This window comes from Nitrospirillum viridazoti CBAmc (genome assembly GCF_000730165.1).
GTDB classification, from domain to species: domain Bacteria; phylum Pseudomonadota; class Alphaproteobacteria; order Azospirillales; family Azospirillaceae; genus Nitrospirillum; species Nitrospirillum viridazoti.
In genome coordinates this window covers 2,333,589-2,346,576 of sequence record NZ_CP022110.1, presented here as the reverse complement: position 1 = coordinate 2,346,576, position 12,988 = coordinate 2,333,589, and the positions used below count along the sequence as shown (strand labels likewise).

Below are 12,988 nucleotides of genomic sequence, written 5' to 3'. Positions count from 1 at the left end.
TGGGGCCGCCGGAGCTTTCCGGGGAGCGTCAGCGCACTGGAAAGCGAGGAAAAGCAAAGGGGCGGATGCCCCGCCGGCGCTTGAGGCAACTCAAAGAGCCAACCAACCCTTGATACACCGCTCCACCACCCGAGCCAGGAAGCTCAGCAGTTCGGTACCCTGGCCGGGGTGGAACAGGTCGGCGTCGCGCGAGGCGAAGGCCAGCAGGCCCGCGGGCGCGTCGGGGGCGATCTGCAGGCGCACCAGCGCTTCCGATCGCACGATGGGGGCGGCGGGGCCGTAGATTTCGGCCATGCCCTGGATGTTGCCGCGCAGGATGATGTCGCGCTTGCTCATCCATTGGCTGATGGCGCCGGTCTCGGCCAGCTGCAGGCCGTTGCGCTCGGCATGCAGGACCAGGCGGTTGTCCTCCGGCTGTTCCATGACCAGGCAGGCCAGGTCCAGGTCCAGAAGGACCGCCAGGTCGGTGGTGATGGTCTGGATCAGGTGCTCGAAGCTCTGCGCGTCCATCAGGTAGAGGGCCGCGGCGTGCACCCGGTTTTGATTGTTGATGTTGGCGCGGGCGGTGGCGATCAGCTCTTCCTGCTGGGCCGTCAGCTCGGCCACCTCGCGCCGCAGCTTCAGCAGCATGAAGTGCTGCAGGTCGGCGACCCCGTTGCCCCGGTTCTCGGGCGGTGGGATCAGGTGGTGAACCACGTCGGGGTGCTGCTGCAGGAAATCCGGGGTCTCGCGCAGGTATGTCGCCACATCCTCCGCGGTCAGGGCATCGCCCAAGGCGCTGTGCGGTGTCTTGCCGCCCATATGCTGGTTCTTCCCTTCAGGCCGGCTCGCCCGGCGGTCCCATAGGTTCAAACGCAAACCGGCCCGCCCATCGCTGGGCGGACCGGTCAGGCATCCGCTGGAACGCGACAGGGATCAGCGGGTCGGCAGCGGCTGATCCAGGATAGTCTGCCCGGTCTTGGCCCAGTCCGCAACGAACTGCGCCAGGCCCTTGTCGGTCAGCACATGGTTGAACAGCTGACGGATGACCGAGGGCGGCATGGTGGCCACGTGGGCGCCCATCTTGGCCGATTGGGTGACGTGGATGGGGTTGCGGATGGAGGCGACCAGGACCTCGGTGGTGAAGTCCGGATAGTTGTCATAGATGGTGACGATCTCTTCGATCAGGCTCAGGCCGTCCTGGCCCATGTCGTCCAGGCGGCCGACGAAGGGCGACACGAAGGTGGCGCCGGCCTTGGCGGCCAGGATGGCCTGTGCTGCGGAGAAGCACAGGGTCACGTTGACCATGGTGCCTTCCTGCGACAGGTGGTGGCAGACCTTCAGGCCGGCCGGGGTCAGGGGCACCTTCACCGCCACGTTGGGGGCGATCTTGGCCAGGTGCTTGCCTTCCTTCAGCATGGTCTCGAAATCGGTCGAGGCGACTTCGGCGCTGACGGGGCCCTTCACCACGTCGCAGATCTCGGCGATCAGGTCGATGAAGCTGCTGTGACCGGACTTGGCGACCAGCGACGGGTTGGTGGTGACGCCGTCCAGCAAGCCGGTGGAGGCCAGCTCGCGAATGTCGTTGATGTCGGCGGTATCGACGAAGAACTTCATGGGGGAATGCCCTCAAGATCTGGATCAAGGACCGGGGCCCGCCCCCGGGTTGGCCGGCACTCTAGCGGAGGCCGCACCGGGGTGCACGGGCTGAAATGGTGGGCCAGGGGATGGGGGGCATGCGCGCTTGGAGGCGCGTTCGCTATATAAGACCATATAGGGAACGGTGGCGCCCCAGGGCCACCTGGTGGTAACAGCAGGCCATGGATTTGTTGACGGCAAGCGGGATGGAGACGGCGGCCCCACCGGTGCGGCGGGTGCGCGTCCTGCTGCCCCTGCCCCTGGCCAGCCCCTATGACTATCGCGTCCCCGACGACATGGAGCTGGAGGCCGGCGCCTATGTCGAGGTGCCGCTGGGCCCGCGCCATGTCTTCGGCGTTGTCTGGGCCGTGGGCGGTCCAGGGGACAATTGGGAGGCGGGCGTGGCGGCCAGCCGCCTGAAGCCCGTCATCCGCCGCTTCGACCTGCCGCCCATGCCCGAGGTGTCGCGGCGCTTCGTCGATTGGGTGGCGGCCTACACCCTGTCGGCACCCGGATCGGTACTGCGCATGGCGGTCAGCGTGTCGGCGGCGCTGGAGGATCCCAAGCAGCTGCTGGCTTATCTGCCGTCGGGCGAATCGCCACCGCCGGGCTTCAAGATGACGGATGCGCGCCGCCGGGTGCTGGCGCTGATGGAGGAGGACGGGCCGCCCCGGACCCCGGCCGACCTGGCGCGCGACGCCGCCTGCGGTATCGGCGTGATCCGGGGCCTGGCCGAATCGGGCCTGCTGACACCCGTTGCCCTGCGTGCCCAGCCGCGCCCGCCCATCCCCGACGCCAATAGGGCGGGGCCGGAGCTGTCACCCGACCAGGCGGCGGCGGCCGGCGCGCTGCGCGCCGCCGTGGATGCCCGCGCCTATTCCGCCACCCTGGTGGACGGGGTCACCGGCTCCGGCAAGACCGAGGTGTATTTCGAGGCCATCGCCGCCTGCCTGCGCCAGGGACGCCAGGCCCTGGTGCTGCTGCCGGAAATCGCCCTGTCCAGCCAGTGGCTGGACCGCTTCGCCCGGCGATTCGGGGTGCGGCCGGTGGAATGGCATTCGGATCTGGCCGGCGCCCATCGCCGCGCTGCCTGGCGCTCCATCGCCAACGGCGAGGCGCCGGTGGTGGTGGGCGCCCGCTCCGCCCTGTTCCTGCCCTATCCCGACCTGGGCCTGATCGTGGTGGATGAGGAGCATGAGGCCGCCTTCAAGCAGGAGGATGGCGTCATCTATCATGCCCGCGACATGGCGGTGGCGCGCGCCTTCCTCGGCGGCATCCCGGTGGCCCTGGTTTCCGCCACGCCGTCCCTGGAAACGCTGACCAACGCGGAGACGGGGCGCTACGGCCGCATCGACCTGCCGGCCCGCCACGGCGGCGCCAGCCTGCCCGAGGTCACGCTGATTGACCTGCGCCGGCCCGACAGCCGGCCGCCGGCACGCCATTGGCTGTCCCCCATCCTGACGCAGGCGATGGCCGAGACGCTGGCGGCGGGGGAGCAGGCGATGTTGTTCCTGAACCGCCGGGGTTACGCGCCGCTGACCCTGTGCCGCAGCTGTGGCTTCCGCCTGCAATGTCCCAACTGCACCGCCTGGCTGGTGGAACATCGTCTCAGCCGCCGGCTGCAATGCCACCACTGCGGCTACACCGACCGCCTGCCCGAAACCTGCCCGTCGTGCGAGGCGGAGCATTCCTTCGTCGCCTGCGGCCCGGGGGTGGAGCGGGTGGCGGAGGAGGTGGCGCAGCTGTTCCCGGATGCGCGGGTGGCGCTGATGACCAGCGACACGCTGATCGGCCCCCAGGCCATCCAGACGGTGATCGAGGAAGTGCGGGCCCACAAGGTCGACATCCTGATCGGCACCCAGGTCATGGCCAAGGGCCACCATTTCCCCATGCTGACCCTGGTGGGGGTGGTGGACGGCGACCTGGGCCTGGGCGGCGGCGACCTGCGCGCGGCGGAGCGCACCTTCCAGATGCTGCACCAGGTCGCGGGCCGCGCGGGCCGCGAGAGCCGGCCGGGCCGTGTATTCCTGCAAACCCACATGCCGGAACATCCGGTGATGCAGGCGCTGGCCGCCCATGACCGCGACGCCTTCCTGGCGGCGGAGGCGGACCAGCGCCGGGCCATGGATCTGCCGCCCTACGGCCGGCTGGCGGCCCTGATCATCTCCGGCGAGGATGAGCGCCAGGTGGACAAGCTGGCCCGCGACCTGGCCCGCGCGGCGCCGCAGGGCGACGACCTGCAGGTGCTGGGTCCGGCACCCGCCCCCTTGGCCCTGCTGCGCGGCCGCCACCGCCGGCGCCTGCTGCTCAAGACGGCGCGCGGGGTGGCGGTGCAGCCGCTGCTGCAGTCCTGGCTGGGGTCCGTGCCCATCCCCGCGGCCGTGCGGGTGCAGGTGGATGTCGACCCGTATAGCTTCATGTAAGGCGCGGCGTCTCGGGCGGCTTACCTGGCTTTTCCGCGTAATCCGGAAAGCCAGATGGCGGGGCGGTCGTCGGTGCCCCATGGTCGCCACGATCGGCGTCATAATGTCGCTGGTACGACCACTATCGGTGACTTGCCGTCACCCAAGCATCGGAAGAAACGAAGGCCATCATGAAGCGCTCTTCCCGTCTCATCGCCGCCGCCGCGACCGCCGTCGTGGCCCTGGGCGCTACCCTGCCGGCCTGGGCCGACCCGCCGCCCTGGGCCGAGGCGTCCGGCTATCGCTACCGGGACCGGGATTGGCATGACGACCACCGTGGGGATGACCACCGTGGCGACGACCGGCGGGATGACGACCGCTGGCGGGACGATCACCGCGGCGATGATCATTGGCGCGATGACCGCCGGGGCCCGCCGCCCCGCTATGTCGACCACCGCTCCCCCCACTACCGGGAGTTCTACGCCGCCGACGTGGGCATCGATGAAGGCCGCTGCGATCGTGGCGCCGTTGGCCTGAACGTGGGCACGGTGGTGGGCGCGCTGCTGGGCGGCCTGGCCGGTTCGCAGTTCGGCCACGGCGGCGGGAAGGCCGCCATGACCGGTGCCGGCGTGCTGCTGGGCGCCCTGGCCGGCAACGCCGCCTTCAACAGCATGGACCAGAGTGACGAGGGCTGCTTCGCCCAGGCCATGGAAAAGGCGCCGGACGGCCAGCAGATCGTCTGGAACAACCCCGACAATGGCGCGCGCTACCAGATGACCCCGGTCAAGACCTGGCAGGAATCGGCTGACAACTACTGCCGCGAATACCAGAGCGTGGCCACCGTGGGCGGCCGCAAGCAGACAGTCACCGGCACCGCCTGCCGCCAGCCCGATGGCCAGTGGAAGATTGTGAATTAAACACCATCAGCGTAACCGGCCAGCGTAACCGGCGGCAGGACTTCTCCTGCCGCCGTGGCCGCGAACCTCACACAAACCCATGCCGGCTCAACCAACGGCGGTACAGATCCGGCCAGGGTTCGGCGGGACGGCCCGGCGTGTCGCGGATGGCGAAGCCGTGGCCGCCGGATTCGAAGATGTGCATTTCCGTCGCCACGTTCTGGCGGCGCAGGGCCTGGAACATGGCCAGGCTGTTGCCCACCGGGACGGCGTCGTCATCGGCGGCGTGGAACAGGAAGGTGGGGCAGGCGCCCGTCCGCACGATCTGGTCCGGCGAATAGGCCCTCACCTGCTCGGCCGACGGGCTGTTGCCCAGCAGATGCTGGCGCGAGCCGGGATGAGTCAGCGACTCGTCCATCGAGATGACGGGGTAGGCCAGGCAGGCCAGCTGGGGGCCGGCCGGCAGCTTGTCGGCCTCGTCCACCGCCGTGTACACGGCGGCGTCATGGCGGGTGAGCAGGCTGGCGGCCAGGTGACCGCCGGCGGAGAAGCCGATGATGCCGATGCGGCCGCCATCCACCGCCCAGGCCTTGGCCTTGGCGCGCAGCAGGCGCATGGCGCGCTGCGCATCCTGCAGCGGCACGTCCGCCCCGTTCTTCCAGCCTTCCGCCGGCAGGCGGTAGGTCAGGACGGCGGCGTGCAAACCGGTGGTGTTCAGCCAGCGGGCGATCTCATCGCCCTCCTTGTCGAACCACACGCTGGAATAGCCGCCGCCCGGGATGACCAGGATGGTGGCGCGGGGGCCGGGGCTGGCGCTGCGGAAAAAGGCCAGGGTGGGGGTGGACACGCCATCCGCCGAGCGGTCGGGCGGGCCGCCCACGGGGCCATGGTCGGTGACGACGTCCTTGACGGCCACGCCCTCGCCGCCCGGTGGGGTGCCGGGCCACAGCGGCAGCACCCCGTCCGGGTCGCGGCGCTGACGCGAAAGCTGCACCAGGTCGGTGGCGGGTGAGCCATCGGCTTTCGCGGACCGCGCCAGGACGGTGCCGGCCACGGCGGCCAGGGCCAGGCCGCGGCGGTTCAGGGTGAAGGTCATGGGGGCTGCCTCCCTCAAGGCTGTTCCGTTTCTGTTACCGGTAACTTAGCCGAGAGCGTGACGGAAATGCCAGCCCGCGTCAGGTGCCGGCCACGGTCATGCCTTCCAGCCGCAGGGTGGGGCTGTCCACGCCATGGCGGAATTCCAGGTCGTTGGCCGGCCGCAGGGTCAGGTACATGTCCTTCAGGTTGCCGGCGATGGTGACCTCGGCCACCGGGAAGGCGATCTTGCCGTCCTCGATCCAGAAGCCCGAGGCGCCCCGGCTGTAGTCGCCGGTAATGCCGTTGACGCCGCTGCCCATCAGCGAGGTGACGTAGAAGCCCTGTCTGATGTCGGCCAGCAGCTGCTCCGGCGTTTCCTCGCCCGGCGCCAGATAGACGTTGGTGGCGCTGGGGCCGGGCGGGCCGCCGGTGCCGCGCGATGCGTGGCCGGTGGAGGCCAGGCCCAGCTGGCGGGCGGAGCGGCAATCCAGCAGCCAGGTGGTCAGCACGCCGCCGTCGATCAGGTTGCGACGGCTGTTGGCCTGCCCCTCGGCGTCGAAGGGTTTGGAGCGCAGGCCACGGCGGATGTGCGGGTCGTCCACGATGGTGATGCCGGGCGCGAACACCGCCTGGCCCATCTTGTCCTTCAGGAAGCTGGTGCCGCGCGCGATGGCGGCGCCGGAGATGGCGCCCGTCAGATGACTGACCAAGCCGCCGGCCACACGCGGGTCGAACACCACGGGTACGGCCTGGGTCGCCACCTTGCGCGGGTTCAGGCGGGCCACCACCCGCTCACCGGCGCGGCGGCCGATGGTGACGGGCGACTCCAGATCACCGGCATAAATGGCCGAATGATAGTCGTAGTCCCGTTCCATGCCTGTGCCGCTGCCCGCCAGGACAGAGACGGACAGGCTGCGGCGGCTGACGCTGTAGCCGCCGGAAAAGCCGTTGCTGGCCGCCAGCGTGACGGTGGAGCGCGACCAGCCGGCGTCGGCCCCTTCGGAATTGCTGACACCGGGCACGGCCAGCGCCGTCTCCTCCAGCTCCGCGATCTGGGCCAGCAGGTCCTCGGCCACCGGCTCGGATGGGTCGCACAGGTCCAGGTCCGGCCAATCGCGGGCCAAGCTGTCGGGATCGGCCAGGCCGCAGAAATCATCCTCCGGCACCAGGCGGGCCATGGCCACCGCCCGCTCCGCCAATTCCTTCAGCAGCGCCGGGCTACGGTCGGTGGAGGAAACGATGGCCTGCCGCTTGCCGACGAACACCCGCAAGCCCAGGTCGCCCGATTCGGCGCGCTGCACCTCCTCCGGCTTGCCCAGGCGCTGGCTCATGGACATGGCGGCGCTATCCACCAGCAAGGCGTCGGCGGCATCCGCGCCGGCCTTGCGCGCCAGGGTCAGCAGGTCGTCCAGGATGCCGGCGGCGGTGGCGTCGGGGGGCAGGGGGGGCATGGGTGCGCAAGCTCCAGGCTTAGATCACGGTCCCCCAGGGCGAACCGAAGGGGCAAGGCCACATGTGGGCATTCGGCGCCAGCTTGCCAGGTAGCGGGGCCCCGGGGGAAGCCTGACCTTGGGTGAAGGCGTTGGCGCGATAAGGAAAGGGCACCGGTTGCCGGAAATGTTTCTGAAGGGTAACTGAAAGCACAATTGCAACGATTTGTTTCTTAGCCTATCAACAAGTGACATCCGTTTGTTACCGACTGGGGCTAGGTTCCCCTGGCCAATGCGCGAAGGCTGCCCCGCCTGACGCATTCGGTCGGTCGAATGGACCACTACGGGGATCTGCCGCCCCGGTTCGTTCGGTCAACCTTTCGGGTTTCTTCCCGGAAGTAGTCCATCAACCTTACAGGGCCCGGGCGCCAACCCCGCGGCCCTGTTTTCTTTTCTGGCATCGGCGACGTGGATTCCCCATGGTGCTGAGGACGGTGCGGGTGATACGCTCCCGAAATTGAAACCGATTTCACCAAACAGGGATCGCCCTTGCCCTTCGACCTCACGGTGCTGACGCCCCATCTGGACACGCTGTTGGCGGGTGCCCTGCTGACGGCGGAGGTGTGCGCGCTGGGCATCGTCGGCGCGTTCACGCTGGCCACGGCGCTGGGGCTGCTGGCGGTTGGCAGGGGCTGGGCGGGCCGACTGGCGCGGCTGTATGTCGACGTCTTCCGCAATGTGCCCTTCGTGGTGCAGGTCTTCTTCCTGTTCTACGGCCTGCCCGAGGTGGGCGTGTATATCGACGCCTTCTGGACCGGCGTGCTGGCGCTCGGCCTGGTGGGTGGCGCCTATGGCAGCGATGTGGTGCGCAGCGGCATCCTGGCGATCGAGCCCGGCGTGGTCGAGGCCGCGAAGGTCAGCGGCCTGTCCCGGCTCGCCATCATCCGCCGCGTCGTCCTGCCCATCGCCCTGCGCACCGCCATCCGGCCCCTGGGTTCCGTTTTCGTGAACCTGGTGCTCAGCTCCTCCATCCTGTCCATGATCACGCTGGACGAGGTGACGGGGACGGCCCGGGGCGTGGCGTCGGAAACCTACCGCCCGTTCGAGGTCTACGCCTTCCTGCTGGCCGCCTACGCCGGCCTGACCTATGCCGTGTCACTGGGAATCGACGCCCTGCACCGGCGCCTGAACCGGCACATGGCGGAGAACGGGGCGGCCCCTGGGGCAACTCATGGGGTGATGGGGAGGACGGCCTGATGCGGCACGCCGGCTTCACATGGCATGACGGCGCTTTGCTGGCCCAGGGCTTGGCCGTCAGCCTGGGCCTGTTCGCCGGCACCTTCCTCATCGGGCTGGTCCTGGGATCGGGCGCGGCCGTGGTGCGCCACTTCCGTGTGCCGGCACTGGGCACCCTGCTGCACACCGGCCTGGAACTGCTGCGCAATTCCCCCGTGCTGGTGCAGCTGTTCCTGGTCTTCTTCGGGGTGCCGGCCTTGATCCACCAGCCGCTGACGCCCGTCTTCGCCGCGGGCCTGACCCTGTCGGCCAACACGGCGGCCTTCGTCTATTTCATCGCCGTTGCCGGCCTGGACGCGGTGGGGCGGGACCAGGTGGAGGCGGCGCGCGCCTTCGGCCTCAGCCGGGTCCAGCTGGTGCGCCACATTCTGGGGCCCCAGGCGCTCGCCTTCGCGGTGGCGCCGCTGGTGGGCCTGGCGGTCAACCAGTTGCAGGTGACCTCCCTGGTCTCCGTCATCGGGGTGGTGGACCTGACCAAGGCCGGTGACATCCTGAACCTGCGCACCCTGCGTCCCTTCGCCGTGTGGGCCATGGTGGGCGTGCTGTATTTCGCGGCGGCCAAGACGTTGACGCTGCTGGGCAATCGATGGGAGCGGCGGCTGCGCGCCCATGCCGCTCCGCTGGGGCTTTAGGGGGCTGGAGATGACGGCATGATGGCGGTGGAGGGCGTGGTCAAGCGCTTTGGCGCCCACACGGTGCTGGACGGGGTCAGCCTGACGGTGGCGCCGGGGGAGGTGGTGACCATCCTGGGGTCCAGCGGCTCGGGCAAAAGCACGCTGATCCGTTGCATCAACGGGCTGGAGGCGCTGGACGGCGGCCGCATCACCGTGGATGGGCTGGACGTGTCCGACCCGCGCCAGCTGGCCCGGGCGCGCCGCCTGTCGGCCACCGTGTTCCAGATGTTCAACCTCTACCCCCACATGACGGTGCTGCGAAACATCACCCTGGCGCCGGAACTGGTGCTGAGGCGCCCCAGGGATGAGGTGGAGGCGCAGGCCCACGCCCTGCTGGCCAGCGTGGGGCTGGCGGGCAAGGCCGACTCCTATCCCGGCCAGCTGTCGGGCGGGCAGCGCCAGCGCGTGGGCATCTGCCGGGCACTGGCCATGAATCCGCGCTACCTGCTGCTGGATGAGGTGACCAGCGCGCTGGATCCCGAGATGACGGCGGAGGTGTTGGCCATCCTGGGTAAACTGGCGGCCCGTCAATCCGGAGGGGGCGGCACCACCATGCTGTTCGTGACGCATGAGGTGGAATTCGCCCGGCGCATCTCCACCCGCATCGTCTTCCTGGACCAGGGGCGCCTGATCGTCGACCTGCCCACGGACCAGTTCTTCGCCGCGGATGGTGGTTTGGCCCATCCGCGCATTCGTCAATTCCTGTCCAAGATGGCGCCCGCCGCCCCCCTTGCCGAGATCCCCGCATGATTTTGATCGCAAATTCCGAGGCTTGGCCCGGGTTCCAGACCACCATTGATCGCCTGAGGGCGGGGGAGCGGGGACCCGACCCCCTGGTGGCCGGCATCGCGCGGGTGGAGCGTGAGGCGACGGTGCGCAGCGTCGGCTACGGCGGCTGGCCCAACATGCTGGGGGAGATGGAGTTCGACGCCGGCGTCATGGACGGCGGCACCCGCCAGGTGGGGGCGGTCGGGGCGTTGCGCGACGTCATCCCGGCCAGTGCGGTGGCCCTGCAGGTCATGCGCCGCCTGCCGCACACCCTGCTGACCGGTGACGGGGCCCGCCGCTTCGCCTTGGAGTGCGGGTTCGACGTGGAACCGACGCTGCTGGAGGATTCGCGCCGGGTGTGGTGGGAGCGGCTGCAGAAGGAGCTGCCGCCCGCTGACCTTGCCGCCTTCCCCAACATCCCGCTGGCGCCGCTCAGCCGCGCCATCACCGATCCCGAGCGGGTGCGCGACACCACGGTGTTCCTGGGACAGGACGCCGGAGGCGACCTGCACGCGGCCACCAGCACCTCCGGCTGGGCGTGGAAGTACCCCGGTCGTCTGGGCGACTCGCCCATCGCCGGCGCCGGCTTCTACGCCGACAGCCGTTTCGGTGCCGCCGCCTGCACCCATACGGGGGAGATGACGGTGCGCTGCGGCACCGCCCGCGCCATCGTCCTGGCCTTGCAGCTGGGCAAATCCCTGCGCGAGGCGGTGGACCTGGCGGTGGCGGACCTGGCGGAGTTGCGCGAGGGCTTCCTGGCCGGCGTGGTCATCCACGCGCTGGACGCCCACGGCAACCATGAGGTGGTCAGCTTCCGCTGTGGCCCTGCCATTCGCTATTGGTATTGGGATCCGTTGCTGTCCGCCCCTGAGGAACGCATCGCCCGTACGGTTTAGCCCAGCGGCATGAGACGCGGCTCATGCCGCTGTCGGACACGACTGTGTCCGCCGGAGGTTTTCGGGGAACGCAGTGGACTGGAAACTGAGAAAGCCAAGCCGCCGGATGGCGGTGTCCGGCGTCTGAGGGTCGCATAAGGAATTCCCATGCTGCGCAAGCTGTTGCCCATGCTCGCCGCCCTCCTGCTCGTGACGCCCGCCTGGGCCGGCAAGCTGGAGGATATCCGCCAGCGCGGCGTGCTGCGCGTGGGGGTGTCGCTGGGTGGGGAACCGGTGGGCTTCCGCGACGACCGCAACGCGCCCGCCGGCTATGACGTCGACGTGGCCAAGCGTCTGGCGGACAAGCTGGGGGTGCGGGTGGAATACACCGACGTCTCCGGCGACGCCCGGGTCAGCATGCTGGTGTCGGGCCAGATCGACGTGGCGGTGGCCAACCTGACGGCCACGGCGGAACGCGCCAAGACCATCGCCTTCACCATCCCCTACAACCGCGCGGGCCTGCGCGTCATCGTCCAGAAAAGCGCCGGTATCGACCAGCTGTCGGATCTGGCGGGCAAGAGGGTGGTGGTGGGCCGCAGCACGACGGGGGAGGCCTTCCTGCGCCAGGCGGTGCCGGGGGCGAAGCTGGTCCACACCGATACCTTCGCGCCCGATGGCGTGCTGCTGCTGGTGCAGCGGCGGGTGGATGCCGGCATCGAGGATTCATCCATGATGGACTATCTGGCCAGCGTCTATCCCACCCTGAAGATCCTGCCCGACCTTTATTCCAATGCACCCATCGCCATCGGCCTGGCCCAGGGCGATCCGGAATTCCTGCACTGGCTGAACGGCTTCGTCGCTGACTACATCAAGTCCGGGGCGTATGAGGCGAACTACCGCAAATGGTGGGGCCGGGACGCGGCCGTTCCGGCGCTGTCAGCCGGTTAGCCGGGGATGGAAGCGCGTGGGCAGGGTCAGGGGCCAGGGGCCGGTGGCCGCACCGGTCAGCACGGCGATGACCGCCGCCACATAGGCCTGCTTGTCATAGCCGATGGAGGAAATGGGATAGGCGTCGAAATCCGTCAGCGACAGGTTGTCGAAGCCGTACAGGCGCGTGGTGGTGGCGCGGCCCTGGGGGAAGTCCGCCCGCAGGCGGTCGAGCACGCCCATGGCCATGGCGTCGGAGGTGCAGAAGATGGCGTCCGGCCGGGGCGTGAGCGCCAGCTCCTCTCCCGCCTTGTGGCCGCTGGCGTAGGAATAGTCGCCCTGCAGGCTGGCCGTCAGCCGGATGCCCTGGGCTGCCAGGGCATCCTGGTACAAACGAATGCGCGCCTGCTCCAGGACGGACGTGAGGCGGCCTGTGACCAGGGCGGCGCTTTTCACCCCCTGGCGCGCCGCGTGGGTCACGGCCTCGGTGATGCCCACCCGCTCATCCGGGATGACGGCGGGGGAGTCGTCATCGTGCCGGCCATTCAGCATCAGCACCTGGTCGCTGCGGAACAGCGTGCGGGCGGTGGCGGCGTCGGCGAAATCGGAAAAGACGATGGCGGCGTCGACGTGATAGGCGACGCCGGTGCGCAGGAAGGACTCCACCCGGTCGCTGGAGCCCACCCGGATGAAAATCACCTGCTTGCCCATGTTCTGCACGGCGGCCAGCAGGGGATCGAACAGATCCAGGTCGCTCAGGTCATGGATGTGGTTGACGACGACGGCCACCAAGTTGACGCTTTTGGTGGTCAGGCTGCGGGCCAGCAGGTTGGGGCGGAATCCCAGCTCCTGCGCCGCCTGCAGCACGCGCGCCTTTTTCTCCGCCGAGACGGGCCGCTGTTCGTCGGACAGCGCCCGGGACGCCACCGCCCGCGACACGCCGGCCCGTTCGGCCACGTCGCTTATGGTGGGGTTGGCCGGAAGGGGTGCGCACAGCTTGTCGGTTCCGTTCCCGTCCATCCCAGC

The 12,988-nt window shown here is 69.3% G+C and carries 12 protein-coding genes; 7 read left to right on the top strand and 5 right to left on the bottom strand.

All coding sequences use genetic code 11. From position 1 onward, the window contains the following. Positions 1–90: 90 nt before the first annotated feature. On the bottom strand, positions 91–801 hold the full coding sequence (locus tag Y958_RS10790; RefSeq protein ID WP_088871979.1) for a DUF484 family protein: 711 nt from the start codon (positions 799–801) through the stop codon (positions 91–93). A gap of 114 nt (positions 802–915) precedes the next feature. After that, entirely contained in the window at positions 916–1,596 is a 681-nt protein-coding gene (gene fsa, locus Y958_RS10785) for a fructose-6-phosphate aldolase (protein ID WP_088871978.1), read from the bottom strand. Positions 1,597–1,799: 203 nt separating this feature from the next. On the opposite strand from fsa, the gene Y958_RS10780 reads away from it, so the two are divergent. Together Y958_RS10780 and Y958_RS32780 are read left to right on the top strand one after the other, a co-directional pair. Beyond that, entirely contained in the window at positions 1,800–4,040 is a 2,241-nt protein-coding gene (locus tag Y958_RS10780) for a primosomal protein N' (RefSeq protein WP_088871977.1), read from the top strand. A gap of 170 nt (positions 4,041–4,210) precedes the next feature. Beyond that, positions 4,211–4,936: an RT0821/Lpp0805 family surface protein gene (locus tag Y958_RS32780; RefSeq protein ID WP_088871976.1), complete on the top strand. Its 726-nt coding sequence runs from the start codon at positions 4,211–4,213 to the stop codon at positions 4,934–4,936. Between the two features lie 67 nt (positions 4,937–5,003). On the opposite strand, the gene Y958_RS10770 is transcribed toward Y958_RS32780, so the two are convergent. Together Y958_RS10770 and Y958_RS10765 are read right to left on the bottom strand one after the other, a co-directional pair. Beyond that, complete coding sequence (locus Y958_RS10770; RefSeq protein ID WP_088871975.1) at positions 5,004–6,011, bottom strand: alpha/beta hydrolase; 1,008 nt, start codon at positions 6,009–6,011, stop codon at positions 5,004–5,006. 79 nt (positions 6,012–6,090) lie between these two features. Then, positions 6,091–7,443, bottom strand: coding sequence for a TldD/PmbA family protein (locus Y958_RS10765; RefSeq protein WP_088871974.1), 1,353 nt, complete (start codon positions 7,441–7,443; stop codon positions 6,091–6,093). Between the two features lie 528 nt (positions 7,444–7,971). On the opposite strand from Y958_RS10765, the gene Y958_RS10760 reads away from it, so the two are divergent. From Y958_RS10760 to Y958_RS10740, 5 genes are all read left to right on the top strand, one after another. Continuing rightward, positions 7,972–8,679 (top strand): amino acid ABC transporter permease, encoded by a 708-nt coding sequence (locus tag Y958_RS10760; RefSeq protein ID WP_088871973.1) that lies wholly within the window; start codon positions 7,972–7,974, stop codon positions 8,677–8,679. Further along, positions 8,679–9,350 carry an amino acid ABC transporter permease gene (locus tag Y958_RS10755; protein ID WP_088871972.1) on the top strand — a complete coding sequence of 224 codons (672 nt, stop codon included), beginning with the start codon at positions 8,679–8,681 and terminating at the stop codon, positions 9,348–9,350. The genes Y958_RS10760 and Y958_RS10755 overlap by 1 nt, the downstream gene beginning before the upstream one ends. 18 nt (positions 9,351–9,368) lie before the next feature. Further along, positions 9,369–10,142, top strand: a complete 774-nt coding sequence (locus tag Y958_RS10750; protein WP_088871971.1) for an amino acid ABC transporter ATP-binding protein — start codon at positions 9,369–9,371, stop codon at positions 10,140–10,142. Next, positions 10,139–11,056: a glycosylasparaginase gene (locus tag Y958_RS10745; protein WP_088871970.1), complete on the top strand. Its 918-nt coding sequence runs from the start codon at positions 10,139–10,141 to the stop codon at positions 11,054–11,056. The genes Y958_RS10750 and Y958_RS10745 overlap by 4 nt, the downstream gene beginning before the upstream one ends. A gap of 147 nt (positions 11,057–11,203) precedes the next feature. Next, on the top strand, positions 11,204–11,983 hold the full coding sequence (locus Y958_RS10740; RefSeq protein WP_186291157.1) for a transporter substrate-binding domain-containing protein: 780 nt from the start codon (positions 11,204–11,206) through the stop codon (positions 11,981–11,983). Here the strand turns inward: Y958_RS10740 and Y958_RS10735 are convergent. Continuing rightward, a complete protein-coding gene (locus tag Y958_RS10735) occupies positions 11,972–12,982 on the bottom strand; it encodes a LacI family DNA-binding transcriptional regulator (protein WP_088871969.1) in 1,011 nt (336 codons plus the stop codon). The two genes, Y958_RS10740 and Y958_RS10735, sit on opposite strands and share 12 nt — an antisense overlap. Positions 12,983–12,988 lie beyond the last annotated feature (6 nt).

Coding starts and splice junctions, on each gene's coding strand:
- Y958_RS10735 (WP_088871969.1), bottom strand. CDS start 12,982: ATGGACGGGAACGGAACCGACAAGCTGTGCGCACCCCTTCCGGCCAAC.
- Y958_RS10750 (WP_088871971.1), top strand. CDS start 9,369: ATGATGGCGGTGGAGGGCGTGGTCAAGCGCTTTGGCGCCCACACGGTG.
- Y958_RS10745 (WP_088871970.1), top strand. CDS start 10,139: ATGATTTTGATCGCAAATTCCGAGGCTTGGCCCGGGTTCCAGACCACC.
- Y958_RS10740 (WP_186291157.1), top strand. CDS start 11,204: ATGCTGCGCAAGCTGTTGCCCATGCTCGCCGCCCTCCTGCTCGTGACG.
- Y958_RS10780 (WP_088871977.1), top strand. CDS start 1,800: ATGGATTTGTTGACGGCAAGCGGGATGGAGACGGCGGCCCCACCGGTG.
- Y958_RS10790 (WP_088871979.1), bottom strand. CDS start 801: ATGGGCGGCAAGACACCGCACAGCGCCTTGGGCGATGCCCTGACCGCG.
- fsa (WP_088871978.1), bottom strand. CDS start 1,596: ATGAAGTTCTTCGTCGATACCGCCGACATCAACGACATTCGCGAGCTG.
- Y958_RS10770 (WP_088871975.1), bottom strand. CDS start 6,011: ATGACCTTCACCCTGAACCGCCGCGGCCTGGCCCTGGCCGCCGTGGCC.
- Y958_RS10765 (WP_088871974.1), bottom strand. CDS start 7,443: ATGCCCCCCCTGCCCCCCGACGCCACCGCCGCCGGCATCCTGGACGAC.
- Y958_RS32780 (WP_088871976.1), top strand. CDS start 4,211: ATGAAGCGCTCTTCCCGTCTCATCGCCGCCGCCGCGACCGCCGTCGTG.
- Y958_RS10755 (WP_088871972.1), top strand. CDS start 8,679: ATGCGGCACGCCGGCTTCACATGGCATGACGGCGCTTTGCTGGCCCAG.